We start from the raw sequence: 25,968 nt of genomic DNA on the forward strand, positions 1-25,968 counted from the left end.
GCGATTGTAACGGACCCGGCGACCGCTCAGGGCCGGATGCCGGCTGCCGGCGCGACGTTTTCCGGTAGTGCCGGCGACGACGGAAGCGCTTCGTCGGTCAGCAGCGGCAACGCGTCTTCCTGCGGTCCACCGTCCCCGGCCGCGATTTTTGCCGGCCGGGCAAACGCCGCCTGGCAAGCCTTGACGCCTTCACGCTCCCAGCCGGCCCACATCGACACCATCTCGACGCTGGCCACGCCATCGCGCAGCATGTTCAGGTGGGCGGCGACGCCATGCGCCAGATCGACGATGCGCGTCGTGTGCCGGGCGTGCATCCGGTCGTTGATCCGCACGACCGCGCAGCGGCCATTGTCCGGACGGCGGATGGCCACCCAACTACCGAGCGGGAAATGATTGGAAGCGGCGGTGAATTGCCGGCGGTCGAAACGTTCGCCGCTGGCCGTCTTGCGGCCGTGAAAACGTGCGCTGTAGAAGCTGGCCTGGCCGCGCTTCAGGTCCGGCTGGATCAGCGCCGAATCGGTCGATTCGCGATGCAGCAGCGGATCGAGGACGGCCGGTGTCGCCTGCGCGCCGGCCAGCCAGAGGCTGCCCACCAGCAGGGCAGCCAACCGGCGGATGTCAGACCACGACGGTCTGCGCTTCGTCACCCTGACGCGCCCGGATGCGGCCGATGCGATAGACCGCTTCGCCCTGCGCCTTGAGTTCGGCTTCCGCCGCGTCCGCCTCGGCGGCCGAGACGATCACCACCATGCCGATGCCGCAGTTGAAGGTGCGGTGCATTTCGTTCTCGGCGACCTTGCCTTCCTGCTGCATCCAGTCAAACAGCTTGGGACGCGGCCAGGCGGCCTTCTGCAGTTCGGCGACGGTGTTTTCCGGCAGCACGCGCGGCACGTTTTCCAGCAGGCCGCCGCCGGTGATGTGGGCCATGCCCTTGATCGTCACCTTCTGCATCGTGGCGAGCACCTGCTTGACGTAGATGCGGGTCGGCGCCATGACGACGTCGGCCAGGGAACGATCACCGTCGAACGGGGCGTTCATGTCCGGGTTGGAGCGCTCGATGATCTTGCGCACCAGCGAGTAGCCGTTGGAGTGGGCGCCGGAGGACGCCAGGCCGAGCACCACGTCGCCTTCGCCAATCGATTTGCCGTCGATCAGCAACGACTTTTCGGCGACGCCGACGGCGAAGCCGGCCAGGTCGTATTCGCCGTCCGGGTACATGCCCGGCATCTCGGCGGTTTCGCCGCCGATCAGCGCACAGCCGGCCAGTTCACAGCCCTTGGCGATGCCGCCGACGACCGCCGCGGCGGTGTCCACGTGCAGCTTGCCGCAGGCGAAGTAGTCGAGGAAGAACAGCGATTCGGCGCCTTGCACGAGGATGTCGTTGACGCTCATGGCGACCAGATCCTGGCCGACGGTGTCGTGGCGGTTCAGTTGGAAAGCCAGCTTCAGCTTGGTGCCGACGCCGTCGGTGCCGGAGACCAGCACCGGCTCCTTGTACCGCTTGGGCACCTCGAACAGCGCGCCGAAGCCGCCGATGCCGCCGAGCACGCCGTCGCGCAGGGTCTTCTTGGCGAGCGGCTTGATGCGGTCGACGAGGGCATCGCCCGCGTCGATATCGACACCGGCATCACGGTAGGAAAGGGAAGTGTTCTGGCTCATGGTAGGCAACGCCAACTGACTGAAAAGCCCGGCATTTTACCCGAAACCGGCCAAGCGCCTAAGTCCGAACGACAGCGGCCGCGAATCCTGCGGTCGACGCGGCCTGCCGCCGGATTTCCGGCTTGGCTTATCATTGCCGCCATCATGCACATCCTGATCGTCGACGACGAACCGGCCATCGCCGACACGCTGGCCTACGCGCTGCGGGCCGAAGGCTTTTCCAGCGAGCATTGCGCGCTGGGCGGCGCGGCACTGGAACGGCTGGCCGACGGCAGCGCCTTCGATCTCGTCGTGCTCGACATCGGCCTGCCCGACATCAGCGGCTTCGACGTCTGCCGCCGGCTGCGCCGCGATTCGGACATCCCGGTGCTGTTCCTGACCGCCCGTTCGGACGAAGTGGACCGCATCGTCGGCCTCGAACTGGGCGGCGACGACTATGTCGCCAAGCCGTTCAGCCCGCGCGAGGTCGTCTCGCGCATCCGCGCCATCCTGCGCCGGCTGCGCCCGGAACGGCAGGAATCGGCCGAAGCGCACGGTCGACCGCAAAAATCCGCCAAATTCGCCGTCGACCGCGACGGCCTGCGCATCGCCTACCACGGCCACTGGCTGGCGCTGACGCGCTACGAATATCTGCTGCTGGCGCTGCTGCTCGAACGCCCGGGGCGCATCCTTAGCCGCCCACAGATCATGGCGGCGGTCTGGCAGGACGACGGCGAAAGCCTGGAACGCACCGTCGACACCCACATCAAGACGCTGCGCGGCAAGCTGCGCGCGGTGCGCGACGACGAGGTCATCCTCACCCATCGCGGCCTCGGCTACAGCCTGGCGGCCTGAGCGTGAACATCTCGGTCCGCCTCTTTTTCGGCTATTTCCTGGTGGTCGGCCTGGCCGCCTGGTTCGTGCTGTACACCTTCGTCAAGGAAAGCGAACCGAGCATCCGCCAGGCCACCGAGGAAAGCCTGGTCGACAGCGCCAACCTGCTCGCCGAACTGGCGGCCGGCGAACTCGCCGCCGGGCGCATCGACAGCGGCGCCTTCGCCAAGGCCGTCACTGCCGCACTGCAGCGCCATCCGGGCGCTGAAATCTACGGCATCCGCAAGGACAGCGTCGACCTGCGCATCACCCTCACCGACGCGCGCGGCATCGTCGTCTACGACTCGGCCGGGCAGGCGCAGGGTAAGGATTTCTCGAAATGGAACGACGTCGCCCGCGTGCTGCGCGGCGAATACGGCGCCCGCCAGAGCCGGATCGACCCGAACGACCCGAGCACCTCCGTCATGCACGTCGCCGCCCCAGTGCGCCGCGACGGCCAGTTGATCGGCGTCGTCTCGCTGGCCAAGCCGATGACCTCAATCGCCCCCTTCGTCGAGCGCGCCACCGACCGCGTGCGCGCCTCCGGCCTGACGCTGCTGCTGGCGACGGCGGTGATCGGCCTGGTGTTCACCGCCTGGCTGAGCTGGTCGATCCACCGCCTGCGCGACTACGCCCGCGCCGTCAGCGAAGGGCAGAAGGCCGAACCGCCGAGCGGCGGCGGCCGGCAACTCTCCGAACTGGCGCAGGCGCTGGCGACGATGCGCGAAAAGCTCGAAGGCAAGCAATACGTCGAACGCTACGTGCAGAACCTGGCGCACGAGATGAAAAGCCCGCTGACGGCCGTCATCGGCGCCGCCGAAATCCTCGAAGACGAACTCCCGGCCGAAGACCGCCGCCGCTTCGCCGCCAGCATCGGCGAACAGGCCGGGCGCCTGCGCGACATCATCGACCGCATGCTGCAACTCGCCCGCGTCGAACAGTTGCAGGCACCCGGTGCCAATCTGACGGTCGACCTCGCCGAATTGCTGAAAACCGCCGTCGCCGACCGCCAGCTGGCGCTCGCCGCCCGCAACCTGCACTGCGTCATCGACGCCGAACCGGGCGTCAGCCTCAACGGCGACGCCTTCCTGCTGCGTCAGGCGGTGCTCAACCTGCTCGACAACGCCATCGAGTTCTCGCCACCTGGCGGATTCATCGACGTCACACTGAAACTTGCCGCTACTGCCCAAATTCGACCAGACCAGCACAAGGCTGCCGACGCCCCAACAACACCTTCCTTGCGGCTCCCCAGCGAACCCCGGATTGAACTCTCCATCCGCGACCATGGTGACGGCGCTCCCGACTACGCGCTGTCCCACCTGTTCGATCGTTTCTATTCGCTCCCCCGTCCGCTGACCGGCAAAAAAAGTACCGGCCTGGGACTTGCCCTGGTCCGCGAAGTCGCTCGTCTGCACAACGGTGAAGCAAGCTTTTCGAATCACCCGGATGGCGGCGCATTAGCCAGTTTGAGCCTCCCCTGCCGAATCGATGGAACAGCTATGCCTTTCCCTGGAAAGAGACTAAAGTAAAGAAAAACCATAGGCATATCGGCCGACGCTACCCCGGTACGCGACACAGATATCCGGCAAGCGGCGAACCGTCAGGCCCCCCAACTGGATCGCCATGAACGATAACGACACAAAGCACCCCGCGCCGCTCCCGGCAACGGACAGAGACAAGCCGCTGCAAGACGATGCCACAATCCTGCTGCGGCAACCCCGGCTGCCTTTCCGCGCGATGGCCTGGCTCGCTTCATTGGCCATTTTTGCGCTATCCGCCTTCATCGTCTGGAAACAGCAGCAGGAAAGTCGGGAACTGGCCGAAATTTCGGTGCTCAATACCGCGCGGATACTGGCCAATCAGGTTGAAGGCTCGTTCACCCAGGCCGATGCCTTGCTCGTTTCGGTCAGCGAACGCTACCGTAGCGCGGCGCGCAAAGGGCCGGCGGAAGTCGAAAAGCTTGGCCAGGAAATACTCCACGAACTCCCTTACTATCCCTTGGTCGCTCGCGTCGGCACAACCGACCCGCAGGGCATTGTCGTCTTCAATACCGGCTTTCAGAACGGCGAGGTTTCACAACAGATCGATTTATCCCAGCGCAACTACTTCGTTCGGGCCCAGGCCGGGGAAGACCGACTGCTCTTCGAAGGGCCGCTGCAAACCCGGATCAATCAGGAATGGGCCCTGGTGCTGGCGAGGCGCATGACCGATGCCAACGGCAACTTTCAAGGCGTAGTCTTCGCCATCCTGCCGGCTGGGACCATTGGTCGATCATTTTCACAAATCGACCTCGGGGCAAGTGGCGTCATTAATTTGCGCACCCTTGACCTAGCCCAGGTCGTCCGCCATCCTGCGCTACCCGGCGGCGAGCAGGACACGGGCAACCGGAACGTTTCCAAGACGATTCGTCAGCTGATCGAAGCAGCACCTCTGGAGAAGCAATACGTCTACATGACCGTGGCGCCGATCGACGGCATCGAACGGGTCTATGCGTACGCAAAATTCAGTCAATCGCCGTTCTGGATGACCGTGGGACGAGCCACTGCCGATTTCGCCACTTCGTGGCAGCAGACCGCCCTGTTGCTCGGACTGTTCACCCTCGGCATGAATATCCTGCTGCTCTGGGGGGCACGCCGTCTGGATCGACACAACCTCGGCCTGCGCAAGACCCTGGCAAATCTCGACGAGGCCCAGCGGGTAGCCGAACTGGGCAGCTTTGAAATCGATCATGAAAACGACCATTGGCACGGCTCACGCGAACTGGCGCGCATCCTCGGCATCGACGCGGACTACCCTCGCAACCTCGCCGGATGGCTGGCTCGGATATCCCCCGAGGACCGGGCACAAGTAGAAGCAGCCCTCTCTCCCAGCACCGGAGATGGCAGCGAGATGATCGATCTGGAATACCGTATCGTTCGCCAAAACGATGGCGAAGTACGCTGGGTGCACAGCCGGAGTCACCCTGACGGCAACATCGCTGGAAAATCGGGACGCATTCTCGGAACACTCCAGGACATCACCGAACGCATGCAGGCAGAACAGGCTCAGCGCGAAAGTGCGCATCTTTATCGCAGCCTGCTCGACAACCTGCCTCAGTTCGTCTGGCACAAGGACGCAGCCTGTATTTACGTCACCTGCAATGTGGCCTTTGCCCGCACCGTCGGACGTCGCCCGGAAGAAATCGCCGGATGTACCGACCTTGATTTTTACCCCGGGCACCTGGCCGGAAAATACACCGCAGACGATCGCCGCATCATGGCCGAGGGCAACATCGAAAATTTCGAGGAGGCTTGGCAGGATAATGGTGAAGCCCGTTTTTTGAGCACCACGAAAGTTCCGCTTTTCGATAGTGATAGCAAGGTTTACGGAATTCTCGGCATCGCTGAAGACATCACCGACCGCAAACTGCAAGCCGAAGAACTGCTGCGACATCGCGAACACCTGCAGGAACTCGTCGCACAAAAAACCGGCGAACTGGAAATTGCGCGACGCAAGGCCGAGGTCGCCAGCCAGGCAAAATCCGCCTTTCTGGCCAACATGAGCCACGAAATCCGCACGCCCATGAATGCCATCAGCGGCCTCACGCACCTGCTCATTCAGGACGCCCCCCGCCCTGAGCAAGCGGACCGCCTGGCCAAGATCGACGCTTCCGGCAAACATCTCTTGTCGATCATCAACGACATACTTGACCTGTCCAAGATCGAAGCCGGCAAGTTCAGTTTGGAAGAAGGGGATTTCGCCCTTGAGCAGCTACTGGATCATGTCGCGTCGATTATCGGGGAATCCGCACATGCCAAGGGATTGAGCATTTCAATCGATACCGATCACGTTCCCGTCTGGCTCCGGGGAGACATGCTGCGCATACGACAGGCGATGCTGAACTTTGCCGGCAATGCCGTGAAATTCACGCAGACAGGCAGCATTTCCCTGTGCTCCGAACTGGAAGAAGAACAAGCCGGTCGCCTAAAAGTCAGGTTTTCGGTACACGACACCGGCATCGGCATCCCGCCGGAAATCCAGGCTCGTCTGTTCCACGACTTCGAGCAAGCGGACGCCAGCACGACCCGCAAATATGGCGGAACCGGCCTTGGCCTCGCCATTTCCAGGCGACTCGCCGAAATGATGGGCGGAGAAGCCGGCTGCAATAGCCGCCCAGGCATCGGCAGCACGTTCTGGTTCACTGCCTGGCTACAGCGGGGACATGGGATCATGCCAACCTCCCAGCCAGCAATCCAGCCGGCAGAACACGACCTGCGCATGCGTCACGGCGGCAACCGGATACTGCTTGCCGAAGACAACGAAATCAACGTCGAAGTCGCTTTGCAACTGCTGCACGGCGTCAATCTGATTGTCGATGTGGCTGAAAATGGCCGTATCGCGCTCGAAAAAGCCACGAAAAACCACTACGACCTGATCCTGATGGACATGCAGATGCCGGAGATGGATGGCATCGCCGCCAGTCGCGCCATCCGCAGGCTCGATTCGTGGCAGACGAAACCTATCCTGGCAATGACCGCCAACGCGTTCGAGGACGACAAAGCAGCCTGTCTGGCTGCCGGCATGAACGACTTCATCACAAAACCGGTCGAACCCAGCGAGCTTTACGCAGTATTGCTGAAATGGCTCCCCACCGGCGGCAATGCGCTGCCTCCCCTACCCCAAGCGCCTGCTGCAACGCCCAGCGGGATCGAGGAGATATTCTCGCGCCTGGCGACATCGCCCGACATCGATATCGAACGCCCCCTGCAAACCTTTTCCAGCCACAAGCAAAAAGTGCTTGAACTGCTGCATCTGCACGGTGAGACGACGCCGCAAGCCATCGTGGAAATTCAGGCCAGCCTGAGCGCCAAGGATTTCGCCACCGCCGAACGACTGGTGCACAGCATCAAAAGCAGCGCCGCTTACCTTGGTCTCAAAACCCAGTACCGGATTGCGCAGGAACTCGACGATGCATTACGGCAACCCCACCCCGACGAGCACGCCACCAACGAATTGAGCCAACAACTTGAGCATTCGCAACAGATTGTCGACCGGCTGTTGAACCCTTGAAGCGGATTTAGATGGCAAACGACATCAATCCGTCATTTCACCTCCGCTTCACATAACCTCATCACCAACTCACCCACCCCGTCCAGACTCGCTCCCGTCATTCAACCAGGGAGTCAATCATGGACAGGAAACTGCTTTACAAGATCGTCGCCATCGTCACGATGTCGATCCTTCTGCTGATACCGCTGGCGCTGATCGAGGGGCAGATTCGCGAGCGCAGCCAGCGGCAGCATGAGGTGCAGCAGAACATTGCCGAGAGTTCGGCCGGGGCACAGACGCTGATCGGGCCGATTGTCGTGCTGCGTTACCGCGAGCGCCTGCGCGAGACGCGGGTGGCGCCGGATACCGGCAAGGTCACCGAGAGCACGCGGGTGGTCGAGCATCGGCGGCTGGTGGCGCCGGAGTCGCTGAGCATCGAGGGCGACGTCAAGGTCGAGACGCGCCAGCGCGGCATTTACCAGGCGCGGCTGTTCCACCTCGACAGCCAGGTCGCTGGCCGTTTCCGCTTCAACGCGCCACCACCGGGCGGCGATGCCGAGCTGCTCGACCTGCAGGCGACGCTGGTCGTCGGCCTGTCCGATCCGCGCGGCGTGGCCAGCGATCCGGAGGTGACGATCAACGGCCAGCGCCACCGTTTCGCCAGCGGCAAGGTCGATCCGGAAATCATGCCCTTGCAGCCGTTGACCGTGACACTCGGGCGCATCGAGGCGGGCAAGCCCTACGATTTCTCGCTGGCCTTTCCGCTGCACCTGACCGGTACCACACGCCTGGCCATCGCGCCGGTTGGCGAGAGCAACCGCATCGCGCTGAAGTCGGCCTGGCCGCATCCGAACTTCGGCGGCCGCTTCCTGCCGCGCGAGCGCAGCGTCGGTGCCGACGGTTTCAACGCCCGCTGGGAAGTCTCCCACCTCGCCCGCAACTTCGACAACGCGCTCAACCCGAACAGTGGCGAGGCGCTGGCGATCGACTTCATCAACCCGGTCAACGTCTATCTGCAATCGGAGCGCGCGGTGAAGTACGGCGTGCTGTTCATCGTGCTGACCTTCGCCGGCTTCTTCCTCACCGAAATCCTGCGCCGGGCGCCTATCCATCCGCTGCAATACCTGCTGGTCGGGCTGGCGCTGGCGATCTTCTTCCTGCTGCTGATCGCCTTCTCCGAGCACATGCCCTTCGCCACCGCCTACGGCCTGTCGGCGGCGGCCTGCATCGTGCTGATCGGCTGGTACCTGGCCGGCGCACTCGGCGGCTGGCGTCAGGGCGCAGCCTTCGGCGCCGGGCTGAGCGGGCTTTACGGCGTGCTCTTCGGCGTGCTGCGTTCGGAAGACAACGCGCTGCTGATGGGCAGCCTGCTGCTCTTCGCGGCGCTCGGCGCGACCATGCTGGCGACCCGCCGACTCGACTGGTACGGCCTCGGCCGCAAGGCGGAGGACGCCTGATGCCGGCCGGCACCGCGTTCGGCCGCGGCGCGGCGACGCTGGCGGCGAGCCTCTGGCCGCTGGCGCTGCTGCCCTCGGCCTGGCATTACCAGCATCCGCTGCTGTTCAGCCTGCGCCACGGCGAAAGCGTGCTGCTCTGGGGCCTGCCGCTACTCGGGCTGCTCGGCTGGCGGCGGCTGCCGGGCCTCGCCCGGGTGCTGCTGCTCGGCGTCGGGCTGCTGCTCGGCTGGCAGGCGCTCGACTACCGCTTGCAGCGCGAGGCGGTGCTCGCCGCCGGGCCGGCAATGCGCGCGGTCGGCCGGCATTTCGTCGTCGGCTACACCGCTGTCGACGAAGTCCGCGAGCTGGCGGCCAAGGGGCTGATCGGCGGCATCTACGTCGGCCGGCGCAACGTGCGCGGGCGCAGCCTGGCCGAGGTGCGCACCGAGATCGCCGGCCTGCAGGCGGTGCGCGCCCGGGCCGGTTTGCCACCGCTGATCGTCGCCGCCGACCAGGAAGGTGGCCCGGTCAATCACCTGTCGCCGCTGCTCGAACGCCTGCCGCCACTGGCCGGCGTCGCCGACCAGCCCGACCCCGGCATCGCCGCGCAGGCCTACGGCGCACGCCAGGGCGGCGCGCTGGCCGGGCTCGGCGTGACGCTCAATTTCGGCCCGGTGGTCGACCTGCGCCCGGCTAACCAACCAGCCGGCGACATGTTCAGCGACATCCCGGCGCGTGCCATCGGCAGCGATCCGGAAGGCGTCGCCGAAGTCGCCGCCGGCTATCTCGACGGCCTCGCCGCCAGCGGCGTGCGCGGCACGCTGAAGCATTTTCCCGGTCTGGGGCGGGTTGACCGTGACACGCACCTGCACCCGGCCCGCTTGAGCGAAACGCCGGCCGAACTGGCCGCCGACTGGCTGCCCTTCCGCACCCTGGCCGGCCACGCCGGCAGCGCACTGATGCTCGGCCACGTGACGCTGGACGCGCTCGACCCCTACCGTGCCGCCTCGCACTCGCCGGCCATCGTCCGGCTGCTGCGCAATGACTGGGCCTACGACGGCGTGCTGGTCACCGACGACCTGAACATGGGCGCGGTATACAGCCAGGGCATCGGCAAGGTCGCCAGCGAAGCGCTCAATGCCGGCGTCGACCTGGTGCTCGTCAGCTACGATCCGCGCCAGGTCTACCGGGCGATTTTCGCGGCGGCGCAAGCGCTGGAACGGGGCCGCATTGACCCGGCCCGGCTGACCGCGGGCGACCGCCGGCTGCAGGCGCTCAACCGGCCGCCGGCTGGCGCAGCGGCAACGTGACGCGGAAACGGCTGCCCTGGCCCGGCTGGCTGAAGGCGCCGATCGTCCCGCCGTGGATCGAGACGATCGCGTAGGCGACCGACAGGCCCAACCCCATGCCGGCACCGGGCGGCTTGGTGGTGAAGAAGGGATCGAAGATGCGCGACAGGTTTTCCGGGGCGATGCCGCGACCGGTATCGACGATATCGACCCAGGCCTCGTCGCCACCGACGCCAGTGCGAATGCCGACGCTGCCGACACCGTCGATCGCCTCGACGGCGTTGGTCAGCAGGTTCTTGAACACCTCGGCCAGTTCCGACGGCCGGCACTCGAGTTCAGGGACGCCGGCATAAACCGGCAGAAAGCGGATCCGTTCGCCGGCAAGCGGCGCGATTCGCGCCCACGCCGCGTCGAGCATCTCCTGCAGCGCCGCCCGGCGGCTGCCGCTGCCCTGGGCATGCGCCAGCACGCGCAGGCTGGCGACCATGGTCGCCAGGCGGCCCGTTCCCTTGAGCGATTCGTCGAGCAGATCGAGCGTATCCTGCCGCAGGAAATCGAAATCCATCGCCTGCTTGGCTGCGGCAATCTCCGCCAACAGCGGCGACTCGGGGGACATGCCGGATTCGCCTCGTCGGTAGCGGTCGAGCAGGTCCAGCATGCTGCCGACGTAGCGCCGGAGCGCCTCCAGGTTGGACTGGACGAAACCAATCGGATTACTGATCTCGTGCGCCAGCCCGGCCGACAGCTGGAAGATCGCCGCCAGCTTTTCCGCCTGCAGCAGGCGCCCCTGGGTTTCGTCGAGCTTGCGCTCGAGCAGGCGGCGATGGGTTTCCGAGCGGAAGCGTTCGGTCACATCAAGAAAGCTGACCACTCGTTTGACCCCGGCCCAGACGGCCGGCTGCGGCTGCGAACGCCACTCGATGACACGACCGTCGAGGCATTCGAGCGTTTCGCGCCAATTGGCGTCGGCTTGCCCGCACAAGCGCGCGAGACTGTCGCTGAACGCCTGCGGTTCGGACAATTGCGCCAGCACTGCGGCCATCACCTCCTCGTGCCGCCAAAAGGCGATGACCTCGTCGGGAATCCGGAACAAGCTGACCAGCTGCGAATTGAAACGAATGATGCGGTCGTCGACATCGAGCGCCAAAATGCCTTCGTCGGACGATTCCAGGATGGTGCCCAGCAGTTGCAGCAGGTTCTCCGTCTGCGCCTCCGCTTCGAGCCGTTCAGCCGCCTGCCGGACACGGTCGGCGACGCAGGACTGGTGGCGTTCGAGCGCCAGCGCCAGCAGCGCAGTCAGGGTTTCGCCCGCCAATGTCTCTCCGCGGGCCAACTGCGTCAGACAGGCCTCGACGGCGGGCGGACGCTCCGCTGCCGCCGGGAAGGAGCGTTCGATCAGGTTGCGTATCCGGTCATCCATGAGACACCTCGGCAACGATTGATGGCTGGCGCGCGCCCGGCCACCCTCTCTGCGATCCAGCATAGCACGTGTCGCAGGCCCTCCGGCAAGCCGTTCCGACAGCAAAACGGGGGCGGAGAAGACATCCCGGAGGCAACTGGCGAAGCCCCGGCAAAACGCAGCGACAACAGCCGCCTCTGCTAGAATCTCGGGTCCGATTTTTCCGGTGCCGCCCCGTCAGGGCGGCACTTCGCCCCTGGAGCCATTCGCCATGTACCAGTCCCCCCTTCTTCAGGATCTGCATGATCGCGGCCTGATCGCGCAACTGACCGACGCGGCGACGCTCGACCAGATGCTGATCGAGAAGAAGGTGACGCTGTATTGCGGCTTCGATCCGACGGCCGACAGCCTGCACCTCGGCCATCTGGTGCCGGTGCTCATCCTCAAGCGCTTCCAGCAGGCCGGCCATCGGCCGATCGCGCTGGTCGGCGGCGCCACCGGCATGATCGGCGACCCCAGCTTCAAGGCCACCGAACGCAAGCTCAACACGCCCGACGTGATCGCCGGCTGGGTGAACAACATCCGCGGCCAGGTCTCGCCCTTCCTCAGTTTCGAGGGTGACAACGCGGCGCTGATGGCGAACAACCATGACTGGTTCGGCACGATGAACTGCCTCGATTTCCTGCGCGACATCGGCAAGCACTTCTCGGTCAATTCGATGATCAAGCGCGAATCGGTGCAACAGCGGCTGGAACGCGAAGACCAGGGCATTTCCTACACCGAGTTTTCCTACGCGCTGCTGCAGGGCTACGACTTCGCCGAACTGTACAAGCGTTTCGGCTGCGTGCTGCAGGTCGGCGGCTCCGACCAGTGGGGCAACATCACCGCCGGCACCGACCTCACCCGCCGCCTGCACCAGACGCAGGCCTACGGCCTGACCGTGCCGCTGATCACCAAGGCCGACGGCACCAAGTTCGGCAAGACCGAATCGGGCGCCGTCTGGCTCGACCCGAAGAAGACTTCACCCTACGCCTTCTACCAGTTCTGGCTGAACACGGCCGATGCCGACGTCTACAAGTTCCTGAAGTTTTTCACTTTTCTGCCGGTCGACCGCATCAATGAGATCGAGGCGGCGGACAAGGCCGATGGCGGCAAGCCGCAAGCCCAGCGCATCCTGGCCGAGGAAGCCACCCGTCTGGTACACGGCGAACAGGCGCTGATGGCCGCCCGGCGCATCACCGAATGCCTGTTCTCCGGTCAACTGCTCGATCTGACCGAAAACGACCTGGAACAACTGGCGCAGGACGGCATGCCCGGCATCGCGCTGGACAGCGCCGCCGACGGCCTGATCGACGCGCTGGCGGCAAGCGGCCTGGCCAAGTCGAAATCGGAAGCGCGCAGCTTCATCCAGAGCGGCAGCGTGACGATCAACGGCGACAAGGCCGACGCGCTCGACCACCGCATCGTCGGCGAACAACGCCTGTTCGGTCGCTTCACCATCCTGCGTCGCGGCAAGAAGCAGTACGCGATGCTGCGCTGGCAATAACTTTCCGGAGCCATCTTGGACTTCCTTCTCTCGCCCGAAATCTGGATCGCCTTCTTCACGCTGACCGCGCTGGAGCTGGTGCTCGGTATCGACAACATCATCTTCATCTCGATCATCGTCGACAAGCTGCCGAAGGAAACGCGCGAAGTGGCGCGCAAGCTCGGGCTGTTCCTGGCGATGTTCATGCGCATCGGCCTGCTCGTCGCGCTGTCGTGGATCGTCGGCCTGACCGAACCGCTGCTCACCGTCTTCGGCTACGGCTTCTCCGGCCGCGACATCATCCTGATCGGCGGCGGCCTGTTCCTGATCTGGAAAAGCACCGGCGAAGTACACCAGTTGCTCGAAGGCGAGGAAGGCGAAGCATCGCGCAAGGTCGCCAACAGCTTCGCCGGCGTCATCCTGCAAATCATGATGATCGACATCGTCTTCTCGCTCGATTCGATCATCACCGCCGTCGGCATGGTCCGCGAAGTCGGCGTGATGATCGCCGCCGTCGTCGCTTCGGTCGGCCTGATGATGCTGTTCGCCGGCGCCATCGGCCGTTTCGTGTCCGACCATCCGACGATCAAGATGCTGGCGTTGTCCTTCCTCGTCGTCGTCGGCGTCGTGCTGATCGCCGACGGCTTCGGCCACCATGTGCCGAAGGGCTACATCTACTTCGCGATGGCTTTCTCGGTCGCCGTCGAAATGCTCAACATCCGCCTGCGCAAGAGCGCGGGCAAGCCGGTGGACCTGCGCGAACCTTACGTGCGGGAAGAACAGGGCGGCTGACCGTGCGCCAGCTCCTGCTCGACCTGCTGCCCGACAGCCCGCCCGGCCTCGACAACTTCGTTGCCGGCACCAATGCCGAAACGGTTGCCGCGCTGACCGCCTGGCTGGCTGGCGCCACCGAGGATCCCTCGTTCTATCTGTACGGCGAGCCAGGCTGCGGCCGCAGCCACCTGCTGCAGGCCAGCGGTTTCGCTTACATCGACGCCGCACGCGACCCGGCGCTGAAAACGGCCGGCGACGACGAACTGCTGGCGGTCGACAACGTCGAGTCGCTCGACGAAACCGGCCAGATCGCCCTGTTCAACCAGTTCAACCGGCTGAAAATGGCCGGCGGACGCTTGTTGACCGCAGCCGGCCAGCCACCGCAACACCTGGCGCTGCGCGAGGACCTGCGCACCCGGCTGGGCTCCGGGCTAATCTACCGGCTGCAGCCGCTGTCCGATGCCGAAAAGGCCGAAGCGCTGGCCGCCCAGGCCCGCGACCGCGCCCTCAAGCTCGGCCCGGAAGCCATCGATTACCTGCTGCGCCACGCCCCGCGCGACATGCGCACGCTGTCCGACTTCGTCGTCGCCCTCGACCGCTACACGCTCGAACACAAACGCGCGGTGACGCTGCCGCTGCTGCGCGAACTGCTCACCCAGGAAACCTCGTCATGAATCTCGCCCTCTTTGACCTCGACAACACCCTGCTGGCCGGCGATTCGGATTTCGAATGGGCGCAGTTCCTGATTTCGCGCGGCGTCGTCGACCGCGAGCTCCAGGAAGCGAAGAATCGGCAGTTCTACGAGCAGTACAAGGCCGGCACGCTGGACATCCAGGCATTCCTCGCCTTCCAGCTGCAACCGCTGGCCCGCCACCCGCGCGCCGAACTCGACGCCTGGCACGCCGAGTACATGGAACGCCACATCCGGCCGATCATGACCGCCAAGGCGAAAGCCCTGGTCGCCGAACATCTGGCGGCCGGCGACGTATGCGTCGTCGTCACCGCCACCAACAGCTTCGTCACCGGCCCGATCGCCCGCGAATTCGGCATTCCCCACCTGATCGGCGCAATTCCTGCGGTCGACGTGGGTAACGGTGCATTTTCCGGCGCGCCGACCGGCGTACCGTCGTTCCAGGGCGGCAAGATCGTCCGCGTCGAACAATGGCTGGAGGCCCAGGGCCTGTGGTGGGGCAGTTTCGCCAACACCAGCTTCTACAGCGATTCGCACAACGACCTGCCGTTGATGCAACGGGTGAAGACACCGGTCGCCGTCGACCCGGACGATAAATTGCGCGCGCATGCCACGGAAATGGGCTGGAAAATCATCAGTCTGCGGTAAAATCGCGGTTTTCCGCAGTCCGGACGACGCTGTCGCCGCTTCCGCCCCACCCGTGATCCGAAAATTCATCTCCCGCGTCCTGCGCGGCAAGAAACCGGCCGCCCGATTCGGCGAACCGGCCGTCATTCCCGTTTCCAGCCACGGCATCACCCGCGATCGCCTGTCCAGCGGCAGCCGGCGTACTTGCGAAGGCCTGCAGGCAGCCGGCTTCAAGGCCTATGTCGTCGGCGGCGCCGTGCGCGACCTGCTGATCGGCGCCGAGCCCAAGGATTTCGACGTCGCCACCGACGCCACGCCGGAAGAGGTGCGCCGCTGTTTCCGCCGCTCGCGCATCATCGGCCGGCGTTTCCAGATCGTCCATGTGATGATGGGCCAGGAGGTCATCGAAGTGACCACCTTCCGCGGTCAACTCGACGAAAACACCAAAACCGACGAGCACGGCCGCGTGCTGCACGACAACGTCTTCGGCACCCAGGCCGAAGACGCCGCCCGTCGCGATTTCACCGCCAACGCGCTGTACTACGACCCGAGCAGCGAAACGGTGCTCGACTACCACCACGGCGTCGGCGACCTGAAAGCGAAGACGCTGCGCATGATCGGCGAGCCGCGCGCGCGCTACCGCGAAGACCCGGTGCGCATGCTGCGCGCCGTCCGGCTGGCCGCCAAGCTCGGTCTATCGATCGATCCGGCAGCCAAGAAGCCGATCCGCGAGATGGCCGACTTGCTCGAGAACGTGCCGGCCGCGCGCCTGTTCGACGAGATGCTCAAGTTGCTGACTTCGGGCCATTCGGTCAAGTGCATCACGCAGTTGCGCGACGAAGGCCTGCACCACGGCCTGCTGCCGCTGCTCGACGTGATCCTCGAACAGCCGATGGGCGAGAAGTTCGTCATGCTGGCACTGGCCAACACCGACGAGCGCGTCCGCCGCGGCAAGGGCACCTCACCCGGCTTCCTGTTCGCCACGCTGCTCTGGCACGAGGTGCTGGCGCACTGGGACAAATTGAAGGCCAAGGGCGAATCGAAGATTCCGGCGCTGTTCCAGGCGATGGATACGGTGCTCGACGTGCAGGGCGAGAAGCTCGCCATCACCCGCCGCATCGCCGGCGACATCAAGGACATCTGGGCCCTGCAGCCGCGCTTCGAACAACGCGCCGGCAAGCGGCCGTATGCGCTGCTCGAACATCCGCGCTTCCGCGCCGGCTACGACTTCCTGCTGCTGCGCGCACAGGCCGGCGAGCTGGACATGGACGTCGTCGAATGGTGGTCGCATTTCCAGAATGCCGACGGTGAAAAACGCGGCCAGATGCTGCTGCCGGACACCGGTGCCGACAAGAAGAAACGCCGGCGTCGGCGCAAGAAACCGGCCGGCGAATCCGTCGACCGCAGCGACGCCGCCTGAGCGCGGTCGACCGGCTTTTTTCCCGAAAATCCCCGTAGACCGCAGATGAGCCTTGCCTACGTCGCCCTCGGCGCCAACCTCGGCGATCCTGTCGCCACTGTCGAAGCCGCCTTCGCGGCGCTGGCCGGCCTGCCGCAGAGTACGCTGCGCGGCCGCTCGGCGCTGTACCGCACGGCGCCGGTCGGCATAGAGACGCAACCGGAATTCGTCAACGCCGCCGCCTGCCTCGACACCACGCTGGCACCGGAAGCCCTGCTCGACGCCCTGCTCGCCATCGAACAGGATTTCGGACGCGTGCGTGCCGAACGCAACGGTCCGCGCACACTCGATCTCGACGTGCTGCTCTACGATGAACAGGTGCTCGATACACCGCGCCTGACCCTGCCGCATCCGCGCCTGCACCTGCGCGCCTTCGTGCTGCAACCGCTGGCCGAGCTTGCACCGGCGCTGCGCATTCCCGGCCGCGGTACGTTGGCCGCCTGGCTACCGGCCGTCGCCAACCAGGGCATCCGCCGCCTTTAACCCAGCTTGCACACCGGGCGTCGCTGTGTATCCTAGGCGTCCGTTTCACGACAGCGAGTCATCCATGTCCGCACAAACCATCACCCGCCGACTGACCCAGGCCGATCTGGCCAAGCTTTACCAGGCTGGCGAGAAAGTCGTCATGTTCACCTGCTACGACGCCAGCTTCGCGCGCCTGCTCGACGGCGCCGGCGTCGAATGTCTGCTGATCGGCGATTCGCTGGGCAACGTGATCCAGGGCCACGACACGACGCTGCCGGTGACCGTTACCGACATCGCCTACCACACGGCCGCCGTCAAACGCGGTTCGGAACACGGGTTCGTACTCGCCGACATGCCCTTCGGCAGCTATCAGGAGTCGCCCGAGCAGGCTTTCCGCAATGCCGTGACGCTGATGGCAGCCGGCGCGCAGATGGTCAAGCTGGAAGGCGGTGCCGAGATGGCGGAGACGGTGCGCTTCCTGGTCGCCCGCGGCATCCCGGTTTGCGGCCACCTCGGCCTGACGCCGCAGTCGGTGCACGTGCTCGGTGGCTACAAGGTCCAGGGCAAGGGCGAAGCCGCCGCGCAGCGCCTGAAGGAAGACGCGCTGGCGCTGCAGCAGGCCGGCGCGACGATGATCGTGCTGGAAGCGATTCCTGCCGCACTCGCCGCCGAAGTCACCACCATGCTGCAGATCATCACCATCGGCATCGGCGCCGGCCGCGACTGTTCCGGCCAGGTCATGGTGCTGCACGACGCCTTCGACATCCCGCCCGGCCGCAAGGCCAAGTTCGTCCGCAACTTCATGGATGGCGCCAGCTCGATCGCCGACGCCGCCGCCCGTGCCGTCGCCGCCGTCAAGGACGGCAGCTATCCTGGCCCGGAACATACTTATTCCGCCTGATCTTCACGGAAACGCCATGCACATCCATTCCGCCATCGCCGACCTGCGTGCCGCGCTCAAGCCGCGCGGCCGCATCGTCTTCGTGCCGACCATGGGCAACCTGCACGCCGGCCATATCAGCCTGATGCAGCAGGCGCGTGCCCACGGCGACACGGTGGTCGCCTCGATCTTCGTCAACCGGCTGCAGTTCGGTCCGAACGAGGATTTCGACAAGTACCCGCGCACTTTCCAGGCCGATTGCGACAAGCTCGCGGCAGCCGGCGTCGACGTACTGTTCGCGCCGACCGAGTCCGATCTTTATCCCGAGCCGCAGGAATACTTCATCGAACCGCCGGGCATCCAGGATGTGCTCGACGGCGAATTCCGCCCGGGTCACTTCCGCGGCGTCGCCACCGTCGTGACCAAACTGTTCAACTGCGTGCAGCCGCAGGTCGCGCTGTTCGGCAAAAAGGACTATCAGCAGCTGATGGTGATCCGCAACATGACGCGCCAGCTGGCCATGCCGATCGACATCGTCGGCGGCGAAACGGTGCGTGCCGACGACGGTCTGGCGCTGTCGTCGCGCAACGGCTACCTGAGCGCCGCCGAACGCGCCGAGGCACCGCGCCTGTACCGTCTGTTGTGCGAACTTCGTCAGGCGGTCCGTTGCGGTGAGACGGATTTTGTAAAACTGGAAAAATCCGTCATCGAGCAGTTGACCGCAGCCGGCTGGAAGACCGATTATGTTGCGGTGCGACAACAGTCCGACCTGACCCCGCCCGAATCCGCAAACGCCCCACTGGTGGTCCTTGCCGCCAGCCGCCTGGGCAACACGCGGCTGATCGACAATATCGAGCTATGAACTGCGGGAAAATCATAATTATGGCGGTTGACAGAGGGTCTGTTGCCGTTAAAATGCGCTTCCCCAACTCTCCGGATGAGTGAAACCATGCAGAGAACGATGTTGAAATCCAAGTTGCATCGCGTGACCACGACGCACGCCGACCTGCACTACGAGGGTTCCTGCGCGATCGACGAAGACCTGCTTGAAGCTGCCAACATCAAGGAATACGAGCAGATCGACATCTGGAACGTGAACAACGGCGAACGCTTCACGACCTATGCGATCCGTGCCGAACGCGGATCGGGCGTCATCTCGGTCAACGGTTCGGCTGCCCGTCGCGCCGCACCCGGCGACATCCTGATCATTGCCACCTTCGCGATCTACAACGAAGTCGAACTGGCCAAGCACGAGCCGGAACTGATCTACGTCGATTCGCAGAACCGCATCGCCCGCCGCGGCCACAAGATTCCGGTCCAGGCGGCCGCCTGAGCGAACGCCCGTTTCCGTTCGGTGAAAACCCGCCTTCCGGCGGGTTTTTTGTTTTGGTTACAATGGCCTGACAATATTCACAAAACAATGGAGACAAGATGGGCGTCATTTTCGCCAAGACCCCGAAGGGGCAGGTCGAGGTCGCCGCGCGATCCGGAGGGCTGACACCCCGGCAGCGGCGCGTCCTGATCATGGTCGACGGCCGACGGACGGTCGAACAACTGCGCGAGATGCTGCAGACCGATGACCTTCAGCACACCCTGGGCCTGCTCGAGGAAAGCGGTTTCATCGAGATCGCCGGCCTCACCGACGAAGCGGGAAGGCATCACCCGCCACCGGATACGCCCCTGCCGGCAATCACCGCCTTCCGCCCGGCACCAGCGCCGGCGAACGAGAAGGAGCTGGAAATGGCGCGCAACTTCATCCAGAACACGCTGAAGACCTTCTGCGGCCCCTATGCGCATCTGCACATCGTGGAGGCCGCCTACGCAGCCAAAACCCACGACGAATTGCGCCAGCAGTTCGATCCCTGGTTCCACGCCATCGTCCAGACCCGCGAAGGACGACGGCGTGCGGAGGAGTTGCGCGGGCTGCTGCTCAAGGTCATCTGAGCACGCCCGGCACGCCAACGATCAGTCGGCGGCTTCCTTCTTCTTGGGCTTGCGCGGCCGGGCAGGCGCCCGCTTGGCTTTCTTCGGCTCGGCATCGTCGCCAGCCGATACGGCCGGCGTGGTATCCGCCAGCGCTGCAGGCGGTACGTCGGTAGCGGTTTCGGCGACGACCGGCGCGTCGCCACCCTTGCGCGGTCGACGGCCGCCTCGACGCTTTTTCTCGCCGGCCGGCAGTGCTTCTGCTGCGCTTTCCGGGGCTGGTGCCACGACGACCGCCTGGGCATCGACAGGCGCTTCCGGCTCGCCGGCAACCGGGACCGACTCGATGGTCGGCGCATCGGCATCGCGCCGGTTACGCCGGCCAGCGCGACGCCGGGCCGGCTTTTCGTCTTTTGCTTCAGCCGCGTCGACGACCGGCGCTTCCGGCAAACCGGACGCCTCGCCGACCCCGGTTTCGACCTCGGTTGCTCTGGCCACGGCGCGGGTCACGAAAGTGCCCGATTTCTCGTCGCGACCAACCGCCAGCAAGCCGCGGCTGGCAGCCTCTTCGAGCAGGTTGCCGAAGGTGCGGAAGCCGAAGTAGTTTTCGTTGAACCCCGGGTTGCGCCGTTTGACCACTTCCTTGAGTACCGAAGCCCAGGTGCGCTCCGCCTCGCCGCGGTCGGCCATCAGATCGGCAAAAGTCGCCGACACCAGTTCGACCGCTTTCTGCTTGCGCTCTTCCATCTTCTCGCGACGCTTGGCCTCCTCTTCCGGCGAACGTTTTTCGCGCTCGCGCCGCTCGGACGAACGCGACGACTCGCGGTCGCGCACCAGATCGTCGTAATAGATGAATTCATCGCAATTGGTCACCAGCAGGTCGGAACACGACTGTTTGACGCCGACGCCGATCACCCGCTTGGCGTTCTCGCGCAGCTTGGAAACCAGCGGCGAGAAATCGGAATCGCCGGAGATGATCACGAAGGTGTCGACGTGCGACTTGGTGTAGCAAAGGTCCAGCGCATCGACGACCATCCGGATGTCGGCCGAATTCTTGCCCGATTGGCGGACGTGCGGGATTTCGATCAATTCGAAATTCGCCTCGTGCATGGCCGCCTTGAAACCGCGGTAACGTTCCCAGTCGCAATAGGCCTTCTTGACGACAATGCTGCCCTTGGCCAGCAGACGTTCCAGCACCGGACGGATATCGAATTTCTCGTATTGCGCGTCGCGCACGCCCAGCGCGATATTCTCGAAATCGCAGAACAGCGCCATGCTGGCGGTTTCATTGGCAGCCATGTAACACCTTGAATTTGAACAAGGCGGCAGTATACCGCCTGCGCTACGGCGAAAGCGGTATTGCATCGCCGGAGGGCCCCTGCGACGATGCCGCCATCTTCCTTATTCCCGAGTCCGACCATGTCCGGCAATCTCCTGAACATCCCCGCCCTGCTCGGCCGGCTGCCGCTGTTTTCCAGCCTGACCCCCGAAGAAGTCGCGCGCATCGCGGCCGGCACCCGGGAACAGCATGCGGCACGCGGCGACATCCTGTTCCACAAAGGCGATCCGAATCTCGGTTTTCACCTGTTGCTGACCGGCCAGGTGAAACTGGCCTTCATGTCGGCCCAGGGCAACGAGAAGGTGGTCGAGATCATCCGCCCCGGCCAGAGTTTCGGCGAGGCGATCATGTTCATGGAAACGCCTTACATCGTTTATGCCCAGGCGCTGGACGATGCGCATCTGCTACATGTCGCAAAATCGGCCGTTTTCGCCGAACTCGACCGCGACCCGAAACTGGCTCGCAAGATGCTGGCCAGCATGGCGGTGCGCCTGCACCAGTTGATGGCCGATCTGGAAGCCAATTCGCTGCATTCCGGCAAGGAACGCATCGTCAGCTATCTGCTGCGCGATCTGCCACCGGAACAGACCGGTGCGGCCCGCGTTCAACTGGAAACCACCAAGGGCGTCGTGGCCTCGCGCTTGAACCTGACGCAGGAGCATTTCTCGCGCATCCTGCACGAACTGGTCGTCGCCGGCCTGATCGAGGTACGCGGCCGACGCATCGAGATTCCTGCGGTCGACCGGCTACGCGCACTGATTTCCTGAACGCGGTGATGAAATAAAAAAGGGGCGAATCGAAATTCGCCCCTTTTGCTTCGTCGACCGCAGGAATCAGTCGGTGATCAGCTTGCCTTGGTTCAGCAGGTTCTGGATCACTTGCTGGTCCGTCGTGCTGGAACCCACCAGATTCACCCCCTGCAGGACGATCTGCTGCACGTCGTTGCTGCTGACGTTGCTCGGCAGGCCACCGGCGGCATTGTTGTTGCTGAATGCGCCGTTGGTGCTGACGTAGATCGTCGTGTTACCGCCCGAGTACTGGAAGTGCAGGTAGTTGTCGAGAGCATCGGCCGTGGTTGCCGAGCTCGACAGCAGATCCCGCAGATCCAGACGATCGCCACCGCTGGCGTAGGCCGCCGTATCGAAGTCGGTGATCGTATCGATCGCCGGCGATGCGGTCGTGCCGGCATCGGCCAGCGTCCAGGCAAAGGTATCGGAACCGGCACCACCGGTGAGCGTGTCGTTGCCGGCACCGCCCCACAGGATGTCGTTGCCGTCACCGCCGACCAGAAGGTCATTACCGGCACCACCGCTGAGCAGGTCATTGCCGGCGCCACCGTAGAGCTTGTCGTCGCCGGCACCGCCCGAGATGATGTCGTTGCCGTCGTTGCCGTAGATGGTGTCATTGCCGGCCAGGCCGTTGATGATGTCGTCACCGGCAGTACCGTTCAGCGTGTCGGCAGCAGAGGTTCCGTTGATTTCACCGCCGGCGTAGCGGGAAACGTTCATCGTCAGCTGACCGCTGGCACTGTCACCGTCGTTATCGACCAGCGTGAAGCCGATCACTTCCTGCGCCGTACCCGTCATGCTGGCCGACGGACGGTAGGAGTAATCACCGGTATCCATATCGACAACGAAAGTACCACCCAGCTCGGTCGTGATCGTCAGCGTATGCGTCGCCGCATCCCAGGTATGGGTGTTCGTCGCACCGCTATCGTTGGTTACTGCGATCGTGTTGTTCGCAACGTTCCAGGCATAGGTGCTGCGGTCGCCCAGGGCGCCGATCGAAACCACGCTGAGATGCCCACCATCGGCACCAACCGCACCCGGCGTGGCACCGGTCAGCAGATTCCCGGAGGTGCTCGGAATCGCCGTTGCCTGGAGCACGGACGACAGGTTGTTCTCGTTGAGCACCTGAATGGCGTTGGTGTTCGTCCCGGTAATGCCGTTGTAGGCAATCGGGTCGATCAGCGCCATTGCCGAAGTGCTGATGCCGGAACCGACACCGATGGCCACCGAGTTGATGCCGTTGGCCGTCAGGAAGTTCTTCCAGAGCGTTTCTTCGGCAGCGTTGATGCCGCTGTCGCTGGAGCTATCCACATTGTTCAGCGCAGTGCTGTTGCCATCGCCCCGGTTCGGCGCACCGTCGGTGAGGAAGTAAGCCACGTTCTGCAGCGTCCCGCCCGGCGGCACCGTCGTCAGCTTGCCTTCATTGCTCCACGAAGCGATGGCCTGAGCCAGCGCGGCATCGTAGTTGGTGTTGCCAGTGGCCGCGACCGCGTTGATCAATGCGATGGCATCCTGAGCCGTCACCCAGACCGGGCTGCTGCTGCTCGCCGTACTGGAGAAGGTCACCAGCTGGACCATGACCTCGCCATAGCTATCGTAGGTGTTGATCAGGTTGACCAGCGCTGCCTTGGCCAGGGTCAAGCGGGTTCCGGCCATGCTGCCCGAGTTGTCCAGAACAATCATCACGTTGGTGTTCTGGGTCACGGCGACATCCTGGATCAACGTGCCGGCGATCGGCGCATCGTCCTCGACCACTACGCTCAGCATGGCAGTGTTGCTGCTGCTGCCATTGCTGACGGTCACCGGAATGTCGAAGCGCAGGGTGTCTTCGCTGCCCGACACCGGATGATCGACCGGCCCCTTCAGCGTCACCGTGTAATGACCATCGGTATCCACGGTGATGGAGATGATCTCCTTGCCACCGGCAGAACCGGTCAACGAGCTGGTACCGACACCGCTCCAGGTGACGGGTTGGCCGCCCGAGGTGAGTACGGCACCCACGGGACTGCCGGCCAACGCACCGATCACGGTCGGCGAAGCCAGCGAGACGCTGTTGATCGCCGTGCCGACATCGAGTGTTCCGCTGTAAACCGTAGCATTGGTGGTATCGGACGTACCGCTCGCATCCTGGATACCATGCGCGAGGCCTTCTTCCGAAACAACCGCGACCTCGGCAGCAATCGACAGGGCAACCGCAGAGCCCGTGCCGACCTCGGTATCCGCACCATCCTTCGCCGTAGCCGTAACAACGACTTGCAGCGGATCAGGGGTTCCGGCCGGCACCGACATGGTCAGGCCGGTGATGGTGACGGCCTTGGTGACCGGATCGACTTGAACGGCATACGAACCGCCACCGCTCTGCAGCGGCAAAGTCCAGGTCCCATCGGGATTCTGCGTCCCATTGGACAGCGTTACCCCTGCCGGTACGGAAACCGTGATGGAGGCAATCTCTTCCGAATAGTCGATATCGCTCGGCGAAGCGGTAATCGTCACCGGATAGGTCTTGCCGGTTTCGTAAGTGATCGAATGAACCAGATAGTCGTCACCGGCGTTCGGCGCCGTGAATTCAATCCGGCTAATTAACTCACCATTGGCAGAAACAGCAGTGAAGGGGGCATCGATGATGTCTGTCACACCCTTAACCGTCCCGGTTCCAATAACGTTGCCTTGCGCATCATAAAGGACATACTGCGCCCGCTCGGCAGCGGCCAACCAGGAGAACTGGATGGTTGCGCTGGCCACAGGGTCATCGAAGGTCACCGCCAGTTTTTCGGATTGCGAACCCCGGCGACCGATTTCCGCATTGGCGGCGCCACCATCGGCATCGCCAACCACACCGAAGCCGCTGACCTGGGTGGAGGGTCCGCTTTGAACCACGCTCACCGTGCCGTCGGTGCCGTTAAGGTTGTATGCGGTAACGGTATATCCCTGCCCCGACGCCAAAGCGTTCGTATTGTTGATCACCGTGGTATTCACGACCGGATCGCCGATCGCCACCGTAACGACCGGCACATCGGCAACCGGCGTGACATTGATGTTCAGCGTCGACACATCGGTACTCACCCCGTTGCTCACCACATAGGTCACCGTCGGGACCGGGCCGCTGTAATCGTGGTATGGGCTGAAGGAGTAATCGCCGTTTGCCTGAACGGTCAGCGTACCCTTGCCGGCAATCAGCACCGAAGAGCCATCGGCCAGATGAGTCTGGCTATCGCCAGCCACGGTAAACGACACGACATGAGCAGAGCCGACCGACGTCTGGCTGTTGGTCAGCAAATTGCCACCCAGCAGATCCGTATCCTCCAGGGTCGTTACTGACTCGTTACCGTCGGCAATGTCGTTGTCCAGGATCGTACCGATACCCGTCACCGGCGTCGCGTTCTGTGCCGTTCCCGCCGTCAGCTGGATGGTTTCAGTCGATTCCAGCTCGCTGTCGTCGATCGTCGGCACACGCACCGTGAATGTCGTCGCATTCGCCGGAACATTCACGCTGAAACTACCGTCGGCACCGATCGTCACCGGCACGAAATTCACACCGTCGAACGAGACCTCCACCGGCGTTCCCGTGTCCGTCCCCAACGTCGCATCACGATCCGTCGGGTCCGCCGTGTTCCCAAGGTTCAGCGTCACCGTCGTCGGGAATTCGCTCTTGTTGCTCAGCGTCACCACGAAGTCCAGGTTGTTGCCTTCCGTTTCCCTCGGATCCGACACATCCGTCACCGTCGGACGGTCGTCCACCGGCGGCGTCGGCGGCGTCGTCGGCGGCGTCACCGGCGGCGGCACCGACGTGCCGTCGTCAACAATCGTCCCAACACCAACGTCCGTCCCGCGCAC

21 protein-coding genes are annotated in these 25,968 nt (G+C 64.2%); 16 read left to right on the top strand and 5 right to left on the bottom strand.

Going from position 1 to position 25,968, the window contains the following annotated elements; translation table 11 throughout:
* Nucleotides 1-26: 26 nt before the first annotated feature.
* The gene (locus L0962_RS09580) at nucleotides 27-647 is read right to left on the bottom strand and encodes a septal ring lytic transglycosylase RlpA family protein (protein ID WP_234086191.1); all 621 of its coding nucleotides are present in this window, start codon (nucleotides 645-647) and stop codon (nucleotides 27-29) included.
* Nucleotides 619-1,659 carry a phosphoribosylformylglycinamidine cyclo-ligase gene (purM, locus tag L0962_RS09585; RefSeq protein ID WP_234086192.1) on the bottom strand — a complete coding sequence of 347 codons (1,041 nt, stop codon included), beginning with the start codon at nucleotides 1,657-1,659 and terminating at the stop codon, nucleotides 619-621. The genes L0962_RS09580 and purM overlap by 29 nt, the downstream gene beginning before the upstream one ends.
* A 144-nt stretch (nucleotides 1,660-1,803) precedes the next feature.
* On the opposite strand from purM, the gene creB reads away from it, so the two are divergent.
* From creB to L0962_RS09610, 5 genes are all read left to right on the top strand, one after another.
* A complete protein-coding gene (gene creB, locus L0962_RS09590) occupies nucleotides 1,804-2,493 on the top strand; it encodes a two-component system response regulator CreB (RefSeq protein ID WP_234086193.1) in 690 nt (229 codons plus the stop codon).
* A gap of 2 nt (nucleotides 2,494-2,495) precedes the next feature.
* Nucleotides 2,496-4,040 (top strand): two-component system sensor histidine kinase CreC, encoded by a 1,545-nt coding sequence (creC, locus tag L0962_RS09595; RefSeq protein WP_234086194.1) that lies wholly within the window; start codon nucleotides 2,496-2,498, stop codon nucleotides 4,038-4,040.
* A 94-nt stretch (nucleotides 4,041-4,134) separates the two neighbouring features.
* Nucleotides 4,135-7,560 carry a response regulator gene (locus L0962_RS09600; RefSeq protein WP_234086195.1) on the top strand — a complete coding sequence of 1,142 codons (3,426 nt, stop codon included), beginning with the start codon at nucleotides 4,135-4,137 and terminating at the stop codon, nucleotides 7,558-7,560.
* Between the two features lie 119 nt (nucleotides 7,561-7,679).
* Nucleotides 7,680-8,996, top strand: a complete 1,317-nt coding sequence (gene creD / locus L0962_RS09605) for a cell envelope integrity protein CreD (protein WP_234086196.1) — start codon at nucleotides 7,680-7,682, stop codon at nucleotides 8,994-8,996.
* Nucleotides 8,996-10,285, top strand: a complete 1,290-nt coding sequence (locus L0962_RS09610; RefSeq protein WP_234086197.1) for a glycoside hydrolase family 3 N-terminal domain-containing protein — start codon at nucleotides 8,996-8,998, stop codon at nucleotides 10,283-10,285. Before creD ends, L0962_RS09610 begins: the two co-directional genes overlap by 1 nt.
* Here the strand turns inward: L0962_RS09610 and L0962_RS09615 are convergent.
* The gene (locus tag L0962_RS09615) at nucleotides 10,251-11,684 is read right to left on the bottom strand and encodes a sensor histidine kinase (protein WP_234086198.1); all 1,434 of its coding nucleotides are present in this window, start codon (nucleotides 11,682-11,684) and stop codon (nucleotides 10,251-10,253) included. The genes L0962_RS09610 and L0962_RS09615 overlap by 35 nt on opposite strands.
* Before the next feature lie 250 nt (nucleotides 11,685-11,934).
* Between L0962_RS09615 and tyrS the strand changes: the two genes are divergently transcribed.
* The 10 genes from tyrS to L0962_RS09665 all read left to right on the top strand — a co-directional run bounded on the left by tyrS (nucleotide 11,935) and on the right by L0962_RS09665 (nucleotide 20,028).
* Nucleotides 11,935-13,209: a tyrosine--tRNA ligase gene (gene tyrS / locus L0962_RS09620; RefSeq protein WP_234086199.1), complete on the top strand. Its 1,275-nt coding sequence runs from the start codon at nucleotides 11,935-11,937 to the stop codon at nucleotides 13,207-13,209.
* 12 nt (nucleotides 13,210-13,221) lie between these two features.
* The gene (locus tag L0962_RS09625) at nucleotides 13,222-13,980 is read left to right on the top strand and encodes a TerC family protein (RefSeq protein WP_234086232.1); all 759 of its coding nucleotides are present in this window, start codon (nucleotides 13,222-13,224) and stop codon (nucleotides 13,978-13,980) included.
* Between the two features lie 2 nt (nucleotides 13,981-13,982).
* Nucleotides 13,983-14,636 (top strand): DnaA regulatory inactivator Hda, encoded by a 654-nt coding sequence (gene hda / locus L0962_RS09630; protein WP_234086200.1) that lies wholly within the window; start codon nucleotides 13,983-13,985, stop codon nucleotides 14,634-14,636.
* Complete coding sequence (locus tag L0962_RS09635; RefSeq protein ID WP_234086201.1) at nucleotides 14,633-15,301, top strand: HAD family phosphatase; 669 nt, start codon at nucleotides 14,633-14,635, stop codon at nucleotides 15,299-15,301. Before hda ends, L0962_RS09635 begins: the two co-directional genes overlap by 4 nt.
* A gap of 52 nt (nucleotides 15,302-15,353) precedes the next feature.
* Nucleotides 15,354-16,700, top strand: a complete 1,347-nt coding sequence (gene pcnB, locus L0962_RS09640) for a polynucleotide adenylyltransferase PcnB (protein ID WP_234086202.1) — start codon at nucleotides 15,354-15,356, stop codon at nucleotides 16,698-16,700.
* Nucleotides 16,701-16,745: 45 nt separating this feature from the next.
* Nucleotides 16,746-17,222, top strand: a complete 477-nt coding sequence (folK, locus tag L0962_RS09645; RefSeq protein ID WP_234086203.1) for a 2-amino-4-hydroxy-6-hydroxymethyldihydropteridine diphosphokinase — start codon at nucleotides 16,746-16,748, stop codon at nucleotides 17,220-17,222.
* Between the two features lie 64 nt (nucleotides 17,223-17,286).
* Nucleotides 17,287-18,105, top strand: a complete 819-nt coding sequence (panB, locus tag L0962_RS09650; protein WP_234086204.1) for a 3-methyl-2-oxobutanoate hydroxymethyltransferase — start codon at nucleotides 17,287-17,289, stop codon at nucleotides 18,103-18,105.
* Between the two features lie 16 nt (nucleotides 18,106-18,121).
* Nucleotides 18,122-18,946 carry a pantoate--beta-alanine ligase gene (panC, locus tag L0962_RS09655; RefSeq protein WP_234086205.1) on the top strand — a complete coding sequence of 275 codons (825 nt, stop codon included), beginning with the start codon at nucleotides 18,122-18,124 and terminating at the stop codon, nucleotides 18,944-18,946.
* A gap of 87 nt (nucleotides 18,947-19,033) precedes the next feature.
* Nucleotides 19,034-19,417, top strand: a complete 384-nt coding sequence (panD, locus tag L0962_RS09660) for an aspartate 1-decarboxylase (RefSeq protein ID WP_234086206.1) — start codon at nucleotides 19,034-19,036, stop codon at nucleotides 19,415-19,417.
* A 98-nt stretch (nucleotides 19,418-19,515) separates the two neighbouring features.
* A complete protein-coding gene (locus tag L0962_RS09665; protein ID WP_234086207.1) occupies nucleotides 19,516-20,028 on the top strand; it encodes a hypothetical protein in 513 nt (170 codons plus the stop codon).
* Nucleotides 20,029-20,049: 21 nt separating this feature from the next.
* On the opposite strand, the gene L0962_RS09670 is transcribed toward L0962_RS09665, so the two are convergent.
* Nucleotides 20,050-21,306 (bottom strand): NYN domain-containing protein, encoded by a 1,257-nt coding sequence (locus L0962_RS09670; RefSeq protein WP_234086208.1) that lies wholly within the window; start codon nucleotides 21,304-21,306, stop codon nucleotides 20,050-20,052.
* A 120-nt stretch (nucleotides 21,307-21,426) separates the two neighbouring features.
* Between L0962_RS09670 and L0962_RS09675 the strand changes: the two genes are divergently transcribed.
* Complete coding sequence (locus tag L0962_RS09675; protein ID WP_234086209.1) at nucleotides 21,427-22,113, top strand: Crp/Fnr family transcriptional regulator; 687 nt, start codon at nucleotides 21,427-21,429, stop codon at nucleotides 22,111-22,113.
* A 66-nt stretch (nucleotides 22,114-22,179) separates the two neighbouring features.
* On the opposite strand, the gene L0962_RS09680 is transcribed toward L0962_RS09675, so the two are convergent.
* Nucleotides 22,180-25,968, bottom strand: a 3,789-nt coding sequence (locus tag L0962_RS09680) for a type I secretion C-terminal target domain-containing protein (RefSeq protein WP_301332261.1), incomplete at its 5' end; no start/stop codon positions are given.

The sequence above is a fragment of the Azonexus sp. R2A61 genome (assembly GCF_021401135.1).
GTDB lineage: Bacteria > Pseudomonadota > Gammaproteobacteria > Burkholderiales > Rhodocyclaceae > Azonexus.

What these genes read in the sequence shown, in the direction of transcription:
- purM (WP_234086192.1), bottom strand. Translation starts at nt 1,659, where the DNA reads ATGAGCCAGAACACTTCCCTTTCCTACCGTGATGCCGGTGTCGATATC.
- creB (WP_234086193.1), top strand. Translation starts at nt 1,804, where the DNA reads ATGCACATCCTGATCGTCGACGACGAACCGGCCATCGCCGACACGCTG.
- L0962_RS09600 (WP_234086195.1), top strand. Translation starts at nt 4,135, where the DNA reads ATGAACGATAACGACACAAAGCACCCCGCGCCGCTCCCGGCAACGGAC.
- creD (WP_234086196.1), top strand. Translation starts at nt 7,680, where the DNA reads ATGGACAGGAAACTGCTTTACAAGATCGTCGCCATCGTCACGATGTCG.
- L0962_RS09610 (WP_234086197.1), top strand. Translation starts at nt 8,996, where the DNA reads ATGCCGGCCGGCACCGCGTTCGGCCGCGGCGCGGCGACGCTGGCGGCG.
- L0962_RS09615 (WP_234086198.1), bottom strand. Translation starts at nt 11,684, where the DNA reads ATGGATGACCGGATACGCAACCTGATCGAACGCTCCTTCCCGGCGGCA.
- tyrS (WP_234086199.1), top strand. Translation starts at nt 11,935, where the DNA reads ATGTACCAGTCCCCCCTTCTTCAGGATCTGCATGATCGCGGCCTGATC.
- L0962_RS09635 (WP_234086201.1), top strand. Translation starts at nt 14,633, where the DNA reads ATGAATCTCGCCCTCTTTGACCTCGACAACACCCTGCTGGCCGGCGAT.
- folK (WP_234086203.1), top strand. Translation starts at nt 16,746, where the DNA reads ATGAGCCTTGCCTACGTCGCCCTCGGCGCCAACCTCGGCGATCCTGTC.
- panB (WP_234086204.1), top strand. Translation starts at nt 17,287, where the DNA reads ATGTCCGCACAAACCATCACCCGCCGACTGACCCAGGCCGATCTGGCC.
- panC (WP_234086205.1), top strand. Translation starts at nt 18,122, where the DNA reads ATGCACATCCATTCCGCCATCGCCGACCTGCGTGCCGCGCTCAAGCCG.
- panD (WP_234086206.1), top strand. Translation starts at nt 19,034, where the DNA reads ATGCAGAGAACGATGTTGAAATCCAAGTTGCATCGCGTGACCACGACG.
- L0962_RS09665 (WP_234086207.1), top strand. Translation starts at nt 19,516, where the DNA reads ATGGGCGTCATTTTCGCCAAGACCCCGAAGGGGCAGGTCGAGGTCGCC.
- L0962_RS09670 (WP_234086208.1), bottom strand. Translation starts at nt 21,306, where the DNA reads ATGGCTGCCAATGAAACCGCCAGCATGGCGCTGTTCTGCGATTTCGAG.
- L0962_RS09675 (WP_234086209.1), top strand. Translation starts at nt 21,427, where the DNA reads ATGTCCGGCAATCTCCTGAACATCCCCGCCCTGCTCGGCCGGCTGCCG.